Source organism: Thermomonospora curvata DSM 43183 (genome assembly GCF_000024385.1).
Classification (GTDB): domain Bacteria; phylum Actinomycetota; class Actinomycetes; order Streptosporangiales; family Streptosporangiaceae; genus Thermomonospora; species Thermomonospora curvata.
This window is the reverse complement of the sequence record NC_013510.1, coordinates 388,219-406,765: the sequence shown is the minus strand read 5'-3', so window position 1 is coordinate 406,765 and position 18,547 is coordinate 388,219. Positions and strand designations below refer to the sequence as shown.

Genomic DNA, 18,547 nt, shown 5'->3' with positions numbered 1-18,547 from the left:
CTTGCCTATCAAAATCACACAAGGTTAGCCTTACCTAAGTTGATCGGGAGCGGTCCGATCCTGCAGAGGATGGGTTTGCTGTGTCCTTCGGTGTGCGCACGGACGAGATCGGCCTGGAGGCGGCCGAACTGACGGTCGAGGTCACTTCCGACCCCCCGCAATTGATGGCCCAATTGGCGGAATCAGGGCTGTTCAGGGACTTCGTCGTTTACGAACGGCCGGGTGAGTGGACTTTCGCCGGGGGCGCACTGGGCGAGGTGGCCTTGGAATCGCAGACGGTGCGCACCCGCTGGGCGGGCCGCCCCGAAACCGTCCGCCCCTGGTCGGGACGCCCGGCGGCCGCGCTGCAGGAGGCGTTCGCCGAGGCCCCCTGGCCGGCCTGGAACGCCTACGGCTGGGTGGCCTTCGAGTTCTCCTGCCCGCAGGCGCTCCGGTCGCAGACCCGGCTGGCGCACCTCATCGTCCCCCGCCTCCAGGTGCGCGCAACGGCCGGCCGCGCCGTGGTGACCGGGGCGGACGCCGCCGAAGTCGAGCAGGTCGGCAGGCTGCTGGCCGACCCCGCGCCGCGTCCGGCGCCGGTGCCGTCCCCGGTGGACGTGCGCACCGGCGACGACTACCGCGAACGCGTCGCCAAGGCGCTGGAGGAGATCGGCGCCGGGCTCTACCAGAAGGTCATCGTCTCCCGGCGGCTGCCGATCGGCTTCCCGGTGGACGTGGTCGGCACCTTCCTGGCCGGGCGGGCCGCCAACACCCCGGCCCGCTCGTTCCTGCTCGACCTGGACGGCTTCCAGGCCACCGGCTTCAGCCCCGAAGTGGTGGCGCAGACCAGCGCCGACGGCACGGTGATGACCCAGCCGCTGGCCGGCACCCGCGCCTTCGGCCTGGACGCCGACACCGACGCGGCCCGGCGGCGCGAACTGGAAAACGACCCCAAGGAGATCTTCGAGCACGCGGTGTCGGTGCGCACCTCGCAGCAGGAGCTGTACCGGGTCTGCACGCCCGCAACGGTGCAGGTCACCGGGTTCATGACGGTCAAGGAGCGGGGCAGCGTGCAGCACCTGGGCTCCAGCGTGCACGGCCGGCTGGCCCCCGGCCGCACCTGCTGGGACGCCTTCGAAGCGCTCTTCCCCGCCGTCACCGCCTCCGGCATCCCCAAGCCCGAGGCGATCGAGGCCATCACCCGCCTCGACGAGCCGCGCGGCCTGTACTCGGGCGCGGTGCTGGCGGTCTCCCACGACGGGGCGCTGGATGCGGCCCTGGTGCTGCGCGCCCTCTACCAGCAGGGCGGGCGGGCGTGGCTGCGCGCCGGCGCCGGCATCGTCACCGGCTCCACGCCCGACCGCGAGTACGAGGAGACCTGCGAGAAGCTCTCCAGCGTCGCCCCCTACGTCGTCCCGCTGCGCTGAAGGACCTCTCCTCCTCCACCGCCCGCCCCGCGCGCCCCGCGCGGGGCGGGCTTCGCCGTCCCAGCAGCCGGACGCCCGGTTCACCCCAAAGGCGGCGGGACGCAGCGCCAGAACTGGCGTTTCTTGCCGTCCTCCCGGACGACCACGCCCAGCCGCCCCAGCTCCTCGCGAAGCTGCGCCGCCTCCTCCCCGTCCCCGCTGTCCAATGCTTTGGCCCGGGCGCGCAGCAGCGCGTTCGCTCCCGACGGCAGGCCGGGCATGTCGGGCACCCAGCGCCGGTACTCGTCCCGGTGCGGGTCCCCGCCGGGCGACCACGGGTAGCCGTGCGCCTTGAAGGCCCTGGCCAGACGCTCGGTGCCCGGCAGGTCGGCGCCCTCCCGGGCCGAGTACACCAGCAGCTCCCGGCCCCGGCGGTCCAGCAGCACCAGCCGTCCCTCGTCCACGAACACCGCCCCGACGGACGCCCGCGGCACCGACCGCTCGGCGCCATCGCGAACGCAGACCACCCGATCGTCGCCGACGGCCACGGTCACGTATTCGCGTTCGGCCACGAAGGCCAGCACCAGACCCGCCACCGCGCCCAGCCCCATGCAGCCCAGCGCGGCGGGCAGATCAGGCAGGGAGTCCACCAGCTCGAACGGCCCGCGCATCGGCACCCACCGCAGCGCGACCACCCACCCGGCCACCAGCCACACCAGCCCGCCCAGCACCGCCCCCGCGACCGGGAACCCACCCCAGATCAGCGCACGCTCCCACCGCGCACGCCCCACCACGGTCACCCCGGCACCGGAAACGCGCTCAGCAGCCATGGCCCATCCCGCGACTCATGCCCCCACCATGGCCGCCTCCCCGGAACCGGCGCAGCCGCCGATCGGCCACCCTTCTTCGACCAAAGTCGCCACCACCATCGCCTTCCGGCGATCCCCCAGAACCCGCCCCCGCCCAGCGAGACGTCTCGCCCCGCCACGGCCAACCCGGCCACCGCCATCGCCCCCTCGACAGCAGCTCCGGACCGGATACCGCTAGGGAAAGCCAGACGCCCCGGCACTCCCCCGCAACATGGGCAGCTCCCAGCCGCTTCGGCGGGCGGTGTCGGCCGCCGGCCGGAAGACCCATTCCCGCCAGGCGGGTTCTCGGTCTGCCAGGACGAGGGTGGTCCAGCCGCCGCCCATGCAGTACGGGCCGCCGCAGACGCCACCGACCAGTTCCCGCCACCTGTCGAAGCTCTCGTGCCGCAGCAGGGCGCAGGCGTCGGTCACCACCAGGCACTGCCGCTGCGAGACAGGGCGTTCGCCGAGCTCGCCGAGGAAGTCCTCCCAGCTTCGGCTCGCCCGGTAGGGAAGTTGCATGGCCGTGACGAACTGGGCGATGGCCTCGGTGGTCGTCGGGCATGCCGCGCCCAGCACCATCCGCGTCTGGACGCCGTCGGCGTCCAGGGCGCTGTCGAGGCGCGTGACCAGTTCCCAGGCGTCCTCGGCGGAAAGGTCCACCGCCACCGGCCGTCCCGGCATGCCGGTCAGCCGCCCGGCGAGGGCGTCCAGAAAGTCCTCGCCGGGGTCTGGTTCCTGCCGCATGGTCCCATCATGAACGGCGCCGGCGGCGCGGTCCGGCGATCGCAGCCGTTCCCCGGGCGGGACCGGGCCTTTGAGGGGCGGGCGGGTTCCGGCGCCGTCCGGCCGTCCACGCCGCGGCCGCCGCCAGGACGATCAGCAGCGACAGAGCCGGCACCCAGGCGCCGAACCGCACGAACGGCGTGTCCTCCTCCTGGGACGGCGGGACCTCGACCGAGGAAGAGGCGGGTCTGGTCGGCGGGTCCCCACGCCGGCGCCCGGCCTCTGGCGTCGAAGGCGGCGGCGGTGCCGCTCACGGCGACCGGCACCGCCGGCCGTCCGCTCTCCACCGCGCGCAGCGGCCCGCTGTCCTGCTCTGTCGCTACCTCCGCAGTTCGGGCGGACGATCGGACGTTCATGCGCACGCTCCGCCGTCGCAGCGCATCTGGTATCCGATCCACCGCTGTGGTTCCGTCCGCTGTCCTCGCCACGGCAGGGCCGCAGGCGGCCTACGGGAACGCGAAAAGCGGGGCTCCGACGGCTTCCGCGTCTCTCAGCGGCGAAAGCGACGGCACCGAGACCGGGGTCTGCTTCACATGGGGGTGAGGACGCAGAACTCGTTGCCCTCCGGGTCGGCCAGCACCGTCCACGGGACGTCGCCCTGGCCGATGTCGATGTCGACGGCGCCGAGCGCCCGCAGCCGGTCCACCTCCGCCGCCTGGTCGTCACCGGGGTAGGGGCGCAGGTCGAGATGAATGCGGTTCCTTGCGGTCTTGGCGTCGGGCGTGCGGAGGAACTCCAGGTACGGGCCGACGCCCTTGGCGGAACGCAGCACCGCGCACTCGTCGGTCACCACGTGCACGGTCCAGTCCATCGCCTCGCCCCAGAAGCGGGCCATGGCCCGCGGATCGGTGCAGTCGACCACCACCGCGGCGACCGGTCCGGTGTCCCGGTACACCGGGCGGGGTTCCAGCACGCAGAACTCGTTGCCCTCCGGGTCGGCCAGCACCGTCCACGGGACGTCACCCTGGCCGATGTCGACGGGTGTCGCGCCGAGGTTTTCCAGACGCGCGACCAGGTCCGCCTGGTGGGCCGCCGAGGTGGTGGCGAGGTCGAGGTGCACGCGGTTCTTCACCGTCTTGGGGCTCGGGTCGGCGACGATGCCGATGCAGACGGCGGTGGGATCGGGATAGGTGAAGCCCTCGGGCTCGAGGCTGGTCACGCCGGGCCCCTCGCTGGAGAGGCTCCAGCCGAGCGCCTGCGCCCAGAACCGGCCGAGCGCAGAGTCGTCATGGGCCTTCATGTGAATCTGCACGAGCCGCGTCGCCATTCACCGATGGTATGCCCGCGCGCCGATCTCCCACGTGGGCCATGCCATCGCGCCAAGTAGCGGACTGGAATGAAACGGCCCCCGGCGAGCGTGCCGGGGGCCGCTGCCCGTGCCGGTCCGTGCCCTTCGGCTAGGCCTTGTCCAGCATGGCGAGGAGCGCCTTCTTGCTGATCTTGCCGACGGGGGTGCGGGGGAAGGCGTCGACCACTTCGATGCGGTCGGGCCACTTGTAGTCGGCCACTCCGCGGTCGCGCAGGAACTCCTTCACCTCCCGCAGGGTGGGCGGGGTGCCGCGGGCGACGAGGAACGCGCAGGTGCGTTCGCCCATGACCGGGTCGGGCACGCCGACGACCGCCGCGTCGTGGACGGCCGGGTGGGCGATCAGGTGGCCTTCCAGCTCCTCGGCGGCGATCTTCTCGCCGCCCCGGTTGATCTGGTCCTTGTGGCGCCCCTCCACCACCAGGTGGCCGGACGGCAGCCGCCGCACCAGGTCGCCGGTGCGGTAGAAGCCGTCGGCGGTGAAGGAGCGGGCGTTGTGCTCGGGGGCCTTGTAGTAGCCGCGCAGGGTGTAGGGGCCGCGGGTGAGCAGCTCGCCGACCTCGCCTTCGGGGACGTCCTCGCCGGTGTCGGGGTCCACCACGCGGATCTCGTCGGCCGGGGACAGCGGGCGGCCCTGGGTGGTCTCGATCAGCTCGGGCGGGTCGTCCAGGCGGGTGTAGTTGAGCAGGCCCTCGGCCATGCCGAAGACCTGCTGCAGCTTGCAGCCGAGGACCCCGGGGATCTTGGAGGCCGGTTCCGTGGCCAGTTTGGCGCCGCCCACCTGCAGCAGCTGCAGGGACGACAGGTCCTCCTCCGACCAGGTGGCCGCGTCCAGCCACAGCAGCGCGATCGGGGGGACGACCGCGCAGACGGTGGCGCGTTCCCGTTCGATCAGCGGGAACGCCGCGTCCGGGGAGCCGGAGGGGGCCAGCACGACCGTGCCGCCGACCGACAGGGTGCCCAGCAGGCCGGGGCAGGCCAGGGCGAAGTTGTGGGCGGCCGGCAGCACCACCAGGTAGACGGTGCCGGAGGTGAAGCCGCAGACCTCGGCGCTGGCGGTCAGGTTGTAGACGTAGTCGCGGTGGGTCCGGGGGATCAGTTTGGGCAGGCCGGTGGTGCCGCCCGACAGCAGGAACAGGCCCACGTCGGCCGGGTCGGGCCGCTCCAACGGGATGGGGTCGGCGTCCAGCTCGGCCAGGGGGGTGAACTCGGCGGCCTCGCCGTCGACGATGACGTGCTCCACGCCGCCGAGGGAGCGGGCCAGCTCGCGGTAGTCGTAGCCGGCGTGCCGGTCGGGGATGATGTAGGCCTTGGCCTCGGCCAGCTCGCACAGGTAGCCGATCTCGCTGTGCCGGTGGGCGGGCAGGGCCAGCACCGGGGGCGCTCCCAGGCGCATCAGCGCCAGGAAGACGATGACGAAGGACGCGGTGTTGGGCAGCTGGAGCACCACCCGGTCGCCGCGCCGGATGCCCAGGCGGTGCAGGCCGGCGGCGGTGCGGTCGATGCGCCGCTCCAGCTCGGCGTAGGTCAGGCGCTCATCTCCGGCGACCAGTGCGACGCGGTCGGGGTCGCCTTGGGGTACCTCGCCCAGTACGTGGTCGCCCCAGTAGCCCTCGGCGATGTAGCGCGCGGCCAGCTCCTCCGGCCAGGGGGTGAAGCCTTCCATCGCTCAGCGCCCCGCAAGCTGGGCCGGCACGCCGGGCACGGGCTCGGCCGCATCGTCCCCGAGCGCGACGATGCGGTTGTGTTCGTCCACGTGGACGACCTTGGGGCGGTGCGAGCGGCGTTCCTCCTCGGTCAGCGCGACATAGGAAATGATGATCACCATGTCGCCCGGCTTGACCAGGTGGGCCGCGGCGCCGTTGATCCCGATGACCCCGCTGCCGGCCTCGCCGGTGATGGCGTAGGTGACCAGCCGGGCCCCGTTGGTGACGTCGACGACCTGGACCTGTTCTCCTTCGACGATGTCGGCGGCGGCCATCAGGTCCGCGTCGATCGTCAGGGAACCCACATAGTGCAGGTTCGCCTGTGTCACGGTGGCGCGGTGGATCTTTCCGTTCATCAGGGTGCGACGCACGGTCTGCCCTCTCCGCTGGAGATTCACTAAGGATAGGCTAACCTTAGCTACTCCCTTCCCGGAGGAGAACCCCGACGATGCTCCGCCGCCTGGCCTTGGACGTCAGCCCGCTGCGCACCAGCAGGCCGTTCCGCAACGTGTTCATCGCCCGGACGGTGTCGGTCTTCGGCATCGGGATGCTGATGGTGGCGCTGCCGGTGCAGGTCCACCAGATGACCGGCTCCACCCTGCACGTGGGCGCGGTGTCCGGCACCGGCGGCCTCGCCCTGCTGGCCGGGCTGCTGTGGGGCGGGGTGATGGCCGACCGCAACGACCGGCGCACCCTGATGCTGCGCGGCCGCATCGCCGCCGGGATCGGCTTTGCGCTGCTGGCGCTGAACGCCTTCCTGCCCTCCCCCTCGCTGGCCGCGCTGTACGTGCTGGCCGCCTGGGACGGGGTGACCACCGGGATCAGCCTGACCGCCCTGCTGGCCGCCACCCCCGCCCTGGTCGGCCCGGACAAGCTGGTGGCCGCCGGGGCACTGAACGCGCTGACCGTCCGGCTCGGCTCGATGCTCTCCCCGGCCCTGGGCGGGGTGGTGATCTCGGCGTTCGGGGTCGGCTGGAACTACACCGCCGCCGCGGCGGGCACGTTCGGCACCCTGGGGCTGCTGACGGCCCTGCCCCCGCTCAAGCCCGGCGGCCCGCCCGTCGTCGCCGGGGCGGGCGAGAGCGGCGCGCTCGGCAAGACCGCCGAGACCGCCGAAGCGGCCGCCGGCTCCGGCGGTGCCGTTCCGGCCGCCCAGAACACCGAAGCGGACGAGGAAACCGGCGGTGCAGAGGCGGCGCACCCGTTGCGGGCGATCGGCGCCGGGCTGCGCTTTGTGGCCGGGCACCGGGTCGTGGGCGGGCTCATGCTGCTGGGCCTGCTGTTCATGGTGGCCGGCGGCATCCCCGTGCTGATGCCGGCGTTCGCCACCGAGCAGCTCGGCGGCGGCCCCACCACGGTCGGCCTGCTGTACGCCGCCCCGGCCTGCGGAGCGGTGCTCGCCTCGGTCACCAGCGGCTGGACCAGCGCCCTGCGCGCCCCCGGCCGGGTCCTGCTGATCGCCTCCGTCGCCGGTTTCGTGATCCTGGCCTGCCTGGGCCTGGCCCGCCACCCGGCCCTGGCCGTGGCGGTCCTGTTCGGCTACGGCTTCGTCGCCTCCATCGAGGAGATCCTGCGCTACGGCCTGATCCAGACCCACACCCCCGACGGCTACCTGGGCCGGGTCAACGCCCTGTGGTCGGCCCAGGACACCGCCGGCGAGGCCGTGGGCTCGGTGAGCGCCGGCGCCCTCGGCCGCTATCTGGCGCCCGGCGACGCCATCGTCGTCTACGGCGCCGTCAGCGCCGTGCTGGCCCTGATCCTGGCCGTCTTCCTCACCGGATTGCGCACCGCCACCCTGCGCCCCGAAACCGCCTGAGCGGGACGACACGCCCGTCCCGGACATCCCTGTTCACCGGAGAAGGATCTTCGAACATACGTACGATCCCTTCGTGGGGTGACCCCTTATCCCGAAGGGAGACAGCCGGTGAACTGGACGCTCGAGGTGGTGCTCGTCCCGGTCTCCGACGTGGACAAGGCCAAGGACTTCTACGCCGACAAGGTCGGCTTCAACGTCGACCACGACATCAACGGCTTCGACGGCAAACGCATCGTTCAGCTCACCCCGCCCGGGTCCGGCTGCTCGATCGTCATCGGCGAGGGCCTCACGGAGATGGCCCCCGGCTCGCTGAAGGGCCTGCAACTGGTCGTCAACGACGTCCGGGCGGCCCGCGCCCGGCTGGCAGAGCGCGGCGTCGAGGTCAGCGAGGTCCAGGTGGTGAGCCCGACCGGCGCCCGCCCCGCCCGGGAGGACGACGACCTTGACAACGTCGGCTTCATCCACTTCACCGACCCCGACGGCAACGCCTGGGCCGTCCAGCAGATCACCTCACGCCCCTAGGACCTGTCGTCAAAGCCCCCGGGCCGACCCCGGCCCGGTCGCGTCCGCCGACGCACCGCGGGCATCGCGGCGCCCGGTAGGCCCTGCGCGATTCCTTTGACGACACGCTCTAGCACTTTCTCGCCGGCGTGTTCGGGGTCCTCGACCGGCCGGTGAAGCGCGGTCGGGGTCCAGGGGACGTCTTCGCACCTGACGATCGGCACCACTGACTTCGCATACCGCCGATTGCCGGCCGCCCGCCGAGTCCTGGCGGCCGTCGCCGAGGGGCGCCTGAAGACGCCGGAGTTCGTCACCAGGGACGTGACTGGACCTCTGAGATCGGCATCGACCCCGCCAGCCCTCTCTACCAGACCCTCAGCGCCCCTTCGGTCCCCACGTGGGCGGGCATCCTGGCCGCTCAGCTCGAACGTTCCCTTGCCCGCTTCTACCCGCAGACGATGCAGCACGACCCGCTGACCTTGACCGCGGCACTGCGACTGCCATTCGTCGATTTCGACGAAATCGCCGTGACGATCGACGACAACGGCATGCTGATCGAGCAGGACGGCGGAACCCGGCTGTCAGGAGCCGAGGGCAGACAAGCTGCGATATGGAAGGCTAACGCTTCGGACACAGCCGGGCGTACAGCCCGATGTGATCGGACAGGTAGGACGGTCCGCCGGCCAGTGGTTCCCGGTCGGTGAAGAGAGTCCCTGTGCTTTCGACCCCGATCGACTTGGCGACAAGGATGAAATCGATGCAATGCGGCCGCTGCCCGGGCTTCAGGTAAGCGGAATGGAAGGTCGGAGGGCAACTGCCGGCGAAGGCGTCGACCAATCCGGTGGTGGCGAGGAAATCCCGGTGCAGAGTGCTGTCCCTGGCCACGTTGAAGTCGCCGCATACGACCACCGGGTCCTCGATTTCCTGGACGAGGCGTGCCAGAGCGGTGAGCTGACCTTGCTGCAGCGGGCGGAATCGGTTGGCATCCGACCAGTCGCCGTCGCCGTTGGCCACGGGATGCGTGTTGATGACGCACACTCCCTGATCCCTCAAAGGAGTGATCAACGCCCCTTTCAGGGCCGCCTTGAAACGGACGGTGCGGGGAAGGCCGGGCGAGGACGGGAGGAGAGGGAAGCGCCGATACCCGGACTTGCCCGTAGGCAGCCGCGACAAGGTCACCAGGCCGCCGGCAGGCCCAACCAGTGCACGCCGGTAGGCCAGGTGCCGGAAAGAAGGCATCCCCGCCGACAGCAGCCTCAAATGGCGGTGGGTGAAGACTTCTTGAAAGTTGACCACGTCAATGTCAGAGGATTCGAAGAAAGCCGCGATCGCTCGGTAGCGTTCGGCCAGATTCGATCCAAAGAGCGGCAGCCCGCGCGTGTTGAAGGACGCGACGGTCACCCCTCGGCCGGCCTGTCGACTCATCGACACCCTGCCTCCTGAATCTCCTGGCTCCCAGGATCCCGGACCGCTGAGCCTCCTCCAACACGCCGTCCCCGTAGGCCGAGACGGGGCGTCGCGGTCAAAGAGGCTGCCATGACCTACAACGCTCCAGTGCCGGACATCATCGGGCTCCCGTCTCCGGCGCCTGAGGCCACGTGTTGAAAAGGGTTCAGTGGCTCCCGTAAGCCTCGGCAGCTTCCGCTCTTGCGGATTCAACTTGGTGGGCCGCGCGCCGAGCGCGGTCGGCTGCAACGGGGAGAGCCACAGCCGACCACGCGCACAGCCTGCGTTCAAGGGTCGTCCAAGCACAGGGTGGACGATCCCGTGTCCCTGCCGGATCGGACGCGCGGGTCGCAGTATCCGCGTCATCCGGCTGGTGCGGTTCCCGTCCGGGAAAGCACACCGGTGGCATGGGGATGGCGTTCAGAGGAAACCAGGCCGGATCAGCTGTCCGTGTCGCCGGTTCGGATGAAGTGGAACGGGCAGTGGGTTCCGCCCAGGCCGATGGTGGTGGTGCGTTCGAAGCGGAAGCCGTCTCGTGCAGGGTCGATCGCCTCGATCCAGTTGGCGTCGAACGCGCACAGCACCGGTGTCAGCTCTGGGGCGGAGTTGGCCACGAGCACCTCGTGGTAGAAGCAGCGGCGGACCTCCAACAGGTAGTGGCGGTCGTCGTCGGCGGCGCGATGGAAGGTGAAGCCCTTGCCGAAGGCGTGTTCCTCGCGGGTCTTGCACAGCGCCACCATGGCGGCGAACGGGTCCGGCGCGGCGTCCAGCATCGCTCTGGTGCCTTCGCGAATCGCCGCGCCCAGCGGCTCGGCCAGTGCCCGCCGCACCGCTTCGATGGCGGCCGGGCGGCCCAGGTGCGATCGCAGCGTCCGGTAGGCCGCCGTCACCGCGAGGGTGATGCGGAGGTTGTGGCGTGCGGGCTCGTCCACGATCAGATGCGCGTTCGTCTGCTGCAGCTCCTCGTGCCGTGCCCGCATGGCACCGATGAGCTCGGCGGAGATGCCGTGGGCGGCGAAAAAGCCGAAGAAGCCGTCGAGGAGGGCCGTGATCTCTCGTTCGGGGTCGGGAACGTAGTCGCCTGCGAGTTCGAACCGGTCGGTGGGCATTCGGTCGGTCCTTTCGAGCCGTCCCGGTCTCGAAGCACGGACGCGACACCGCGCGGAGCAGAGCCGACCGTGCTCGCGACCAGGCGAGCACGCCGGCGCGCTCCACCGACCTACCAGGCGCCGACGAACTCCTGTTGGGTTCTGACGCCCCTATTGTGACACGCCGCCCCGGCGTCGACCGCGCGAAGCCCACGCGAGCGTTTTGGGCGACAGACCTGCCGCTCAGGCCGTTCCCGTGAACGCAACGTCCCTAGAACCTGCCGGCGGCCGACCGGACGCCCGCGGGGAAGCGCCGACTCGACGCCTCCTCAGACGGGAGCGGACGGGGAATGATCCCCGGCTCATCGGCGGACCACGGCACCCCTGGGCGAGAGGCATCCCCTCGACGCCGGGGGTCCCGTTCCGGCGCCGAGGGGCGTTTTTTGTCAGGCGGAGCCGGACAGGTGGGCCTCCACCTCTTCGTCGGTCATGTCGGCGACGGTGAGCCAGATGTCGGCGACGGCCTCCAGGCGGCCGGGGGTCTCCTCCAGTTCGGTGAAGCGGCGGGCGATGCGGGAGACCGTGCGCTGGGCGAAGATCACGCGCACCGGCAGGGAGGTGGTGTCGAGGGCCTCGCGCAGGCGCGCGACGACGGTGGTGGCCAGGACGGAGTCGCCGCCCAGGGCGAAGAAGTCGTCCTCGGCGCCCACGCGCTCGATGCCCAGGACCTCGCCGATGGTGCGGGCGATGACCTTTTCCAGGGCGGTGGTGGGTTCGACGTAGGTCGCGGCGGCCTCGCCGGCCTCGGCGGCGGCCAGGGCGGTGAGGGCCTTGCGGTCGATCTTGCCGTTGGCGGTCAGCGGCAGCTCCTCCACCCGCACCAGCAGTTCGGGGACCATGTGCGGGGGCAGCAGGTCGCGGACGTGGTCTTGCAGCTCCTGGCGGTCCACCTCACCGGAGGCGGGCACGATCGCGGCGGCCAGGCGGGAGCCGGCCAGCAGCGCCACGGCGCGGCGGACCCGCGGGTGGCTCTCCAGGGCGGCCTCGATCTCGCCGAGTTCGATGCGGAAGCCGCGGACCTTGACCTGGTGGTCGCGGCGGCCGAGGAATTCCAACGTGCCGTCGGGGCGGTAGCGGGCCATGTCGCCGGTGCGGTACCAGCGCACGCCCTCGTGGGTGACGAAGCGGTCGGCGGTGCGTTCGGGGTCGCCGCAGTAGCCCTCGGCGACGCCTCCGCCGCCGATCCACAGCTCGCCGGGCACCCAGTCGGGGCGGTCGCGGCCCTGCTCGTCCACCACCCGGCAGGCCACCCCGCGCAGCGGCACCCCGTAGGGGACGGCGTGCCAGTCCTCGGGGACCGGGCCGGAGACCTCCTGGACGGTGGAGTGGATGGCGGTCTCGGTGGTGCCGCCCAGCGCCACGAACCGGCATCCGGGGGCGCGTTCGGCCAGCATCCCCGGCAGGTGGACGCCGACCCAGTCGCCGCCCAGCAGCACCACCCGCAGGCTGCGCACGTCCCCTCCGGTCTGCAGCAGCATCTCCAGCACCGAGGGGACGCAGTTGAGGACGGTCACCGACCGGCGCGCCACCAGTTCGGCCCAGCGGGCGGCGTCCTTGCGCTCCTCCTCGGCGGGGATGACCACCGCGCCGCCGGCCGTCCACAGCGCGAACAGGTCGAACACCGACAGGTCGAAGTCCAGGGCCGAGATGCCCAGCGAGACGTCCCGCGGCCCGAGCGAGAACCGTTCGATCAGGTCGCCGATGGTGTTCATGGCGGCCCGGTGGGAGACCTCCACGCCCTTGGGCTCGCCGGTCGAGCCGGAGGTGAACAGCACGTAGGCGACCTGGCCGGGAGTGATGGGCACCGGTTCGGCCAGCGGCTGGGCCTGGGCCAGCGCCCAGGTCAGCGCGGCGGGGGTGAGGGAGAGCGCGATCTGCGCGGTCTTGGTGATCTTCTCGCGGCGGGCGGGGGGCTGCTCCACGCCGATCGGCACGTAGGCGGCGCCGGCCGCCAGCACGCCGAGGACGGCCACGGCCTGGTCGGGGCCCTTGGGCAGTTCGATCGCGACCCGGTCGCCGGGGCGGACGCCCTGGGCCACCAGGTGCCCGGCGACGCGCAGCGCCCGGTCGGCCAGTTCGCCGTAGGTGAGGGTGCCGTCGTCGTCCCAGTGGACGGCGGGGGCCTGCGGGTTGTGCCGGGCGTTCGCGAAGAAGCCTTCGATGAGGGTGCGCGAGGGCGGGGCGGGCCGGGCGTTGAGCCGCTTGCGGATCTCCAGTTGCTCGGGGGGCGCCTGGATGCGCAGCGGCCGGCTCCAGTCGGCGTCGGGGGCGCCCAGGCGGGTGACGGCGTCGGTGTAGGCGGCGAACATGGCGTCGGCCACGCCCTCGGGGAAGGCCGGCTCGCGCACGTCCCAGTTCAGCAGCAGCCCGCCGGAGACCTCGGTGACCTGGGCGTCCAGCAGCACCTGGGGGCCTTGGGAGATGATCCAGACCGGTTCGCCGAAGAGGGCGCGGACGCGCTCGTCGAACAGCTCGCCCAGATTCAGCGCGCTGGTGTAGACGATGGGGGCCAGCACCTGCTCGCCGCGCTGCCGGGACAGGTCGCGCAGCACTTCCAGGCCGGAGTAGTCGCTGTGGGTGCCGGCGGTGTGCAGTTTGGCCTGCACGGCGCGGGCGCGTTCGACGAACGGCAGCTCCTCGGTCAGGTCGATCTCCAGCAGGATCGACCCGGTGAAGTCGCCGACCAGCTTGTCCACGTCCGGGTGGACGGGTTCGCGGTGGAACAGCGGCAGGTTGAGGATGAAGCGCGGGGTGGCCGACCAGGCGCCGATCACCTCGGCGAAGATCGTGGCCAGCGCCATGGCGGGGGTGACGCCCTCGCGGTGGGCGCGGGTGATGAGCTGCCGCTTGCCCTCCGGGGACAGCCAGTGGTGCTTGCGGACGACCCGGTGGCCGGGCTTGGGGACGACCGGCAGTTCGGGCGGGCCGGGCAGGTCGGCCAGGCGCTGGGCCCACCAGGCGCGATCGCGTTCGCGGGCCTGCGCGCGGGGGTCGGCGGCCAGGTAGCGGGCGTAGCTGTAGCGCAGCGGCGGCAGCGTCTCGCCCTCGTACAGGGCGGCCAGGTCGGCCAGCATGGTGCGGTAGCTCATCGCGTCGGCGGCGACCATGTCCACATCCAGGTGGAGCCGGGCGGTGCCGGACGGCAGCAGGCTCAGCCGCAGGTCGAAGACCTTGCCGGTGTCGATGGGCAGCCGCTGGGTGGACATCTCCCGGCGCACCCGCTCCAGCTCGGCCTGCGGGTCGGCGGCCCGCCGCAGGTCGAGGACGGTGATCGCCGGGCCGGGGCGTTCGGGGAGCACCCGCTGGGTGCCGTCGTCGCAGATCGCCACCCGCAGCATGGGGTGCCGCTCGACCAGGGTCCGCACCGCCTTCTCCAGCCGCCCCGGGTCGATGTCGCGGCCGTCCAGTTCCACGTACAGGTGGGCGGCGACCGAGCCGAGCTCTTGTTCGCTGTCGCGGCCGATCCAGTAGGCGTGCTGCATGAGCGCCAGCGGGAACGGCCCGTCGGGCTCTTGCGCGTCGGCCGCGGGCTCTTGGGGCGTCTCGGGCTCGGCGGCGGGGGCGAGCGCGCCGCGTTCGGCCAGCAGCTCCCACCACTGCGCCAGGGTGGGGCGTTCGGCCAGCTCGGCGAAGGTGATCTCGATGCCGCGTTTGCGCAGCCGGCCGGTCAGGCTCATCAGCCTGATGGAGTCCATGCCCAGCTCGATGAGGTTGTCATGCGGGTCGACCTGCTCACCGAGCACCTGGGTCAGCGACTGGTGCAGTTCTTCCCTGGTCAGCACAGAACGCCCCCTCTGAACTTAGGTAAGGCTAACCTAATTCAGAGGGTTTCGGGCGTCAACGCCCGGCGCCGGTCCATCGGCACCACCAGCGGGGCGCCGGTCTGCGGGCACTCGATGATCTGGCAGGGCAGCCCGAAGACCCGCTCCACCAGCTCGGCGGTGACGATCTCGGCGGGACGGCCCTGGGCCACGATCCGGCCGTCGCGCATGGCGATCAGATGGGTGGCGTACCGGCAGGCCTGGTTGAGGTCGTGCAGCACCGCCACCAGCGTGCGGCCCTCCTCGTGCAGCCGCGCGCACAGGTCCAGCACCTCGATCTGGTGGGCGATGTCCAGGAACGTGGTGGGCTCGTCCAGCAGCAGGATCGGGGTCTGCTGGGCCAGCACCAGCGCCAGCCACACCCGCTGGCGCTGCCCGCCCGACAGCTCGTCCACCACCCGGTCGGCCAGGTCGCTCACCCCGACCGCCGCCATCGCCTCGGCCACCGCGCGCTCGTCCTCCCGCGACCACTGGCGCAGCAGCCGCTGGTAGGGGTAGCGGCCGCGGGCCACCAGGTCGGCGACGGTGATGCCGTCGGGGGTGAGCGGCTGCTGGGGCAGCAGGCCGAGCCTGCGGGCCACCTGCTTGGCCGGCAGCGCGGTGATCTGCTCCCCGTCCAGGTACACCGCGCCCGCCCGGGGCCGCAGCAGCCGCGACAGCGCCCGCAGCAGTGTCGACTTGCCGCAGGCGTTCGGCCCGACGATCACGGTGAATGAGCCGTCCGGGATCTCCACCCCCAGGTGCTCGGCGATCACCCGCTGCTCGTAGGCCAGCGTCAGATCCTGCGCCCGCAACCGGCTCATACGCCGCTCCCCGCTTCCGTCCCCGGCGCTCCCGGGCGCCGGTGCCCGCCCATCGGGCCTTCGTCCCATGCTCAAATGGCCCCCCTCCGGCCCGTGCGGGCCAGCAGCCAGGCCAGATAAAGGCCGCCCAGCACCCCGGTGACCACGCCGACGGGCACCGGGACCGGCAGCTTCAGCGAGATCAGGTCGCCGACGGCCAGCAGCGCCGCGCCCATCAGCCCGGCCGACAGCAGGTGCGGGCCGGTGCACCGGGTCAGGGCGCGGGCCAGCGGGGCGGCCGCCAGCGCCACGAACGGGATCGGGCCCACCGCCGTGGTCGCCGCCGCGACCAGGCCCACCCCGGCCACCACCAGCACCGCCCGGGAACGCTGCACCGGCACGCCCAGCGCCCGGGCGGCGTCGTCGCCCAGCTCGCCCATGCGCAGCCGCCCCGACTGCGACAGCGCCAGCGGGACCAGCACGGCCAGCGCGCACCCCAGCGGCACCACGTGCTCCCAGCCGCGGCCGTTGAGGCTGCCGGTCAGCCAGAACGCCGCCTCGTACGCCTCGCGCAGCTCGGCCCGGGTGATCAGGTAGGAGTTCAGCGCCTGCAGCATCGCCGCCGCCCCCACGCCGACCAGCACCAGGCGCTGCCCGCTCACCCCGCCGCCCCGGTAAGACAGCAGGTACACCGCGGCGGCCGTGCCCACCGCGCCGGTCACCGACCCGGCCACGATCGCGGCGGTGCCGCCGCCCAGCACCAGGATCTGCAGCAGCGCGCCGGTGGAGGCGCCGGCGGTGAAACCGATCAGGTCGGGGCTGCCCAGCGGGTTGCGGGACATGCTCTGGAAGATCGCCCCGCTCATCCCCAGCGCCAGCCCGGCCAGCAGGGCGGTGACCGCCCGCGGCAGCCGCAGCTCGGTGATGATGAACTCACTGGCCCGATCGCCCCGGCCGAGCAGCGTCAGCACCACCTCCCCGGGTGCGATCTGAAACTCCCCGGTGCCGATCACCAGCACCGACGCCGCCAGCGCGACGGCCAGCACCCCGGCGCCGACCAGCGCCGAACGCGGCTGCCACCGCACCGACAGCGTCCCGGCGCGCACCACCCGGCTCACAGCTTGGGCATCCTTCCGCGGCGGACCAGCATGATGAAGATCGGCGCCCCCAGGAACGCGGTGACGATCCCGGTCTCCAGCTCGGCCGGCGGGGCCACCACCCGCCCGACGATGTCGGCGCCCAGCAGCAGCACCGGCGCCAGCAGCAGCGAGTACGGCAGCACCCACCGCTGGTCGGGGCCGACCAGGGCGCGCACGATGAACGGCACCGCCAGTCCCAGGAAGGCGATCGGCCCCACCGCCGCCGTCGCCGCGCCGCTGAGCAGCACCACCGCCAGCGCCCCCAGCGCCCGGGTGCGGCCCAGGGAGCCGCCGAGCGCCCGCCCGGCCTCCTCCCCCAGCGCCAGCACGTTCAGCGACCGGGCCAGCGACAGCGCCAGCAGCACCCCGGCGGCCATGAACGGCCCGACCTGGGCGAGCGTGGCCAGGTCCCGGCCGGCCAGCGAGCCGACCTGCCAGAACCGGAAGCTGTTGAAGCCGTGCGGGTCCAGCAGCATCACCCCGTTGGTCAGCGCGCTGAACACCGCGTTGAGCGCCGCCCCCGCCAGCACCAGCCGTCCCGGCGTGGCGCCGGCCCGCCCATAGGAGCCGATCATGTACACCAGCAGCACCGCACCGGCCGCCCCGGCGAACGCCGCCCACACATACACCAGCACCTGGTCGACGTCGGCCAGCCAGATGAGCAGCACCACCGCCAGCGCGGCGCCTCCGTTGACCCCCAGGACCCCCGGCTCGGCCAGCGGGTTGCGGGTCAGCGCCTGCATCAGCGCGCCCGCCAGCCCCAGCGAGGCCCCCACGGCCAGCCCCAGCAGGGTGCGCGGCAGCCGCATCTCCTGGATGATCAGCGCGCTCTGCGACCCGTCCGGCTCGAAGATCCCCGGCAGCACCCGGCTCAGGGGGACGCGTTCGGCCCCGATCGCGAAACTCGCCATCACGATCAGCACCAGCAGCCCGGCCAGCAGGAACAACCCGGCCACCCGGCCGCGCCGCAACGCCCCGGCCACGGCGGGTTGCGGGGGGTCGTCGCGCAGGGGGGCCTCGCGCACCGGAGTCAACACGATCTTAGGCTAGCCTAAGCTAACCCCACCCTTGAAGGGCATGCGGAATGTCGGTGGCGCCGGAGAGAATGCCCCCGCTCGGCGAGCCTTTTCAGCACGTTGTTTCCGCGGTTCGGGACGGGTGACGTCGCGTTCGGGGACGGCGCCGCGGGCCACGAGGGCACGGCTTGCGGCCCCCGGGGAGCGGCGTGGCGGAAAAGGCTCGGTTCCTCGGCGAGAAGGTGCCCCGATGGCGATTCATGTGGCGAACCGGCGCCGGGCGAGGGCGTCCATCGAGGCGGCCCATCCCGGTGCGCTGATCCTGGACGTCACCTCCCGCGCCGAACGACCGTGGGCGAGGTTCAGCCCGTTCTACCCGCACGGCGGCATTCCCGTGCCGTTCTCCCCCGGCGTCACCGCCCAGTCGGTCGAGGGCATCTGGCAGGCGCTGAAAGTGTTCGCCAACGCCGATGTCGACCCGGCCAAGCTGGAAATCACCACGATGAAAGGGCTCAAGCGCACCGTCCGCAAGCACGGCCCGGTGCGCGGGCACCGGGCGGGGCTGACGGGCGAGGTCCTGCTGCCGTACGAGCAGGCGCGCCGGCAGATCTACCTGCCGTCCTACCGCTGGGTGCTGGAGCACCGCGTCGCCGACCTGATGGACCGCCTGAAGGAGCTGAGCTCCCGCGGCGACATCGTACTGCTGGACTACACCACCAACGGGGACGTGACCGACCTGTCGGCCCCGCTGTCGCACGCCGCTCTCATCCGCTGCCACATCGAAGACCGCTGGCCCGCATCGCCGGCCGCCCCCTGAGGGACACGGGGAACGGCCGTCATCCGGCGG

General features: G+C 72.2%; 15 protein-coding genes. 4 read left to right on the top strand and 11 right to left on the bottom strand.

Translation table 11 applies throughout. From position 1 onward, the window contains the following. Window positions 1-80: 80 nt before the first annotated feature. A complete protein-coding gene (locus tag TCUR_RS01810) occupies window positions 81-1,406 on the top strand; it encodes a salicylate synthase (RefSeq protein WP_012850755.1) in 1,326 nt (441 codons plus the stop codon). A gap of 80 nt (window positions 1,407-1,486) precedes the next feature. Here TCUR_RS01810 and TCUR_RS01805 read toward each other — a convergent pair whose 3' ends face one another. From TCUR_RS01805 to panD, 5 genes are all read right to left on the bottom strand, one after another. After that, window positions 1,487-2,215: a YqeB family protein gene (locus TCUR_RS01805; RefSeq protein ID WP_012850754.1), complete on the bottom strand. Its 729-nt coding sequence runs from the start codon at window positions 2,213-2,215 to the stop codon at window positions 1,487-1,489. A 213-nt stretch (window positions 2,216-2,428) separates the two neighbouring features. Continuing rightward, the gene (locus tag TCUR_RS01800; protein WP_012850753.1) at window positions 2,429-2,980 is read right to left on the bottom strand and encodes a hypothetical protein; all 552 of its coding nucleotides are present in this window, start codon (window positions 2,978-2,980) and stop codon (window positions 2,429-2,431) included. Window positions 2,981-3,548: 568 nt separating this feature from the next. After that, on the bottom strand, window positions 3,549-4,286 hold the full coding sequence (locus TCUR_RS01795; RefSeq protein ID WP_012850752.1) for a VOC family protein: 738 nt from the start codon (window positions 4,284-4,286) through the stop codon (window positions 3,549-3,551). 130 nt (window positions 4,287-4,416) lie between these two features. After that, a complete protein-coding gene (locus tag TCUR_RS01790; protein WP_012850751.1) occupies window positions 4,417-5,991 on the bottom strand; it encodes a (2,3-dihydroxybenzoyl)adenylate synthase in 1,575 nt (524 codons plus the stop codon). Window positions 5,992-5,994: 3 nt separating this feature from the next. Beyond that, window positions 5,995-6,402: an aspartate 1-decarboxylase gene (gene panD / locus TCUR_RS01785; RefSeq protein ID WP_012850750.1), complete on the bottom strand. Its 408-nt coding sequence runs from the start codon at window positions 6,400-6,402 to the stop codon at window positions 5,995-5,997. Between the two features lie 77 nt (window positions 6,403-6,479). Between panD and TCUR_RS01780 the strand changes: the two genes are divergently transcribed. Both TCUR_RS01780 and TCUR_RS01775 read left to right on the top strand, forming a co-directional pair. Continuing rightward, window positions 6,480-7,847 (top strand): MFS transporter, encoded by a 1,368-nt coding sequence (locus TCUR_RS01780; protein WP_012850749.1) that lies wholly within the window; start codon window positions 6,480-6,482, stop codon window positions 7,845-7,847. 108 nt (window positions 7,848-7,955) lie between these two features. Further along, entirely contained in the window at window positions 7,956-8,369 is a 414-nt protein-coding gene (locus TCUR_RS01775; protein ID WP_012850748.1) for a VOC family protein, read from the top strand. A 597-nt stretch (window positions 8,370-8,966) separates the two neighbouring features. Here the strand turns inward: TCUR_RS01775 and TCUR_RS01770 are convergent. The 6 genes from TCUR_RS01770 to TCUR_RS01745 all read right to left on the bottom strand — a co-directional run bounded on the left by TCUR_RS01770 (window position 8,967) and on the right by TCUR_RS01745 (window position 17,721). Beyond that, on the bottom strand, window positions 8,967-9,773 hold the full coding sequence (locus tag TCUR_RS01770) for an endonuclease/exonuclease/phosphatase family protein (RefSeq protein WP_012850747.1): 807 nt from the start codon (window positions 9,771-9,773) through the stop codon (window positions 8,967-8,969). Between the two features lie 461 nt (window positions 9,774-10,234). Continuing rightward, complete coding sequence (locus TCUR_RS01765; RefSeq protein ID WP_012850746.1) at window positions 10,235-10,903, bottom strand: L-2-amino-thiazoline-4-carboxylic acid hydrolase; 669 nt, start codon at window positions 10,901-10,903, stop codon at window positions 10,235-10,237. A gap of 425 nt (window positions 10,904-11,328) precedes the next feature. Continuing rightward, entirely contained in the window at window positions 11,329-14,724 is a 3,396-nt protein-coding gene (locus TCUR_RS01760) for a non-ribosomal peptide synthetase (protein WP_012850745.1), read from the bottom strand. Between the two features lie 38 nt (window positions 14,725-14,762). Beyond that, on the bottom strand, window positions 14,763-15,566 hold the full coding sequence (locus tag TCUR_RS01755) for an ABC transporter ATP-binding protein (protein ID WP_012850744.1): 804 nt from the start codon (window positions 15,564-15,566) through the stop codon (window positions 14,763-14,765). A 71-nt stretch (window positions 15,567-15,637) separates the two neighbouring features. Continuing rightward, window positions 15,638-16,663, bottom strand: a complete 1,026-nt coding sequence (locus TCUR_RS01750; RefSeq protein ID WP_012850743.1) for a FecCD family ABC transporter permease — start codon at window positions 16,661-16,663, stop codon at window positions 15,638-15,640. Continuing rightward, window positions 16,660-17,721 (bottom strand): FecCD family ABC transporter permease, encoded by a 1,062-nt coding sequence (locus TCUR_RS01745; protein ID WP_012850742.1) that lies wholly within the window; start codon window positions 17,719-17,721, stop codon window positions 16,660-16,662. Before TCUR_RS01745 ends, TCUR_RS01750 begins: the two co-directional genes overlap by 4 nt. A gap of 229 nt (window positions 17,722-17,950) precedes the next feature. Between TCUR_RS01745 and TCUR_RS01740 the strand changes: the two genes are divergently transcribed. Further along, a complete protein-coding gene (locus tag TCUR_RS01740) occupies window positions 17,951-18,517 on the top strand; it encodes a DUF6939 family protein (protein ID WP_012850741.1) in 567 nt (188 codons plus the stop codon). Window positions 18,518-18,547: the final 30 nt, after the last annotated feature.

What these genes read in the sequence shown, in the direction of transcription:
- TCUR_RS01805 (WP_012850754.1), bottom strand. Translation starts at nt 2,215, where the DNA reads ATGGCTGCTGAGCGCGTTTCCGGTGCCGGGGTGACCGTGGTGGGGCGT.
- TCUR_RS01755 (WP_012850744.1), bottom strand. Translation starts at nt 15,566, where the DNA reads ATGAGCCGGTTGCGGGCGCAGGATCTGACGCTGGCCTACGAGCAGCGG.
- TCUR_RS01795 (WP_012850752.1), bottom strand. Translation starts at nt 4,286, where the DNA reads ATGGCGACGCGGCTCGTGCAGATTCACATGAAGGCCCATGACGACTCT.
- TCUR_RS01800 (WP_012850753.1), bottom strand. Translation starts at nt 2,980, where the DNA reads ATGCGGCAGGAACCAGACCCCGGCGAGGACTTTCTGGACGCCCTCGCC.
- TCUR_RS01770 (WP_012850747.1), bottom strand. Translation starts at nt 9,773, where the DNA reads ATGAGTCGACAGGCCGGCCGAGGGGTGACCGTCGCGTCCTTCAACACG.
- TCUR_RS01765 (WP_012850746.1), bottom strand. Translation starts at nt 10,903, where the DNA reads ATGCCCACCGACCGGTTCGAACTCGCAGGCGACTACGTTCCCGACCCC.
- TCUR_RS01740 (WP_012850741.1), top strand. Translation starts at nt 17,951, where the DNA reads ATGGCGATTCATGTGGCGAACCGGCGCCGGGCGAGGGCGTCCATCGAG.
- TCUR_RS01780 (WP_012850749.1), top strand. Translation starts at nt 6,480, where the DNA reads ATGCTCCGCCGCCTGGCCTTGGACGTCAGCCCGCTGCGCACCAGCAGG.
- TCUR_RS01790 (WP_012850751.1), bottom strand. Translation starts at nt 5,991, where the DNA reads ATGGAAGGCTTCACCCCCTGGCCGGAGGAGCTGGCCGCGCGCTACATC.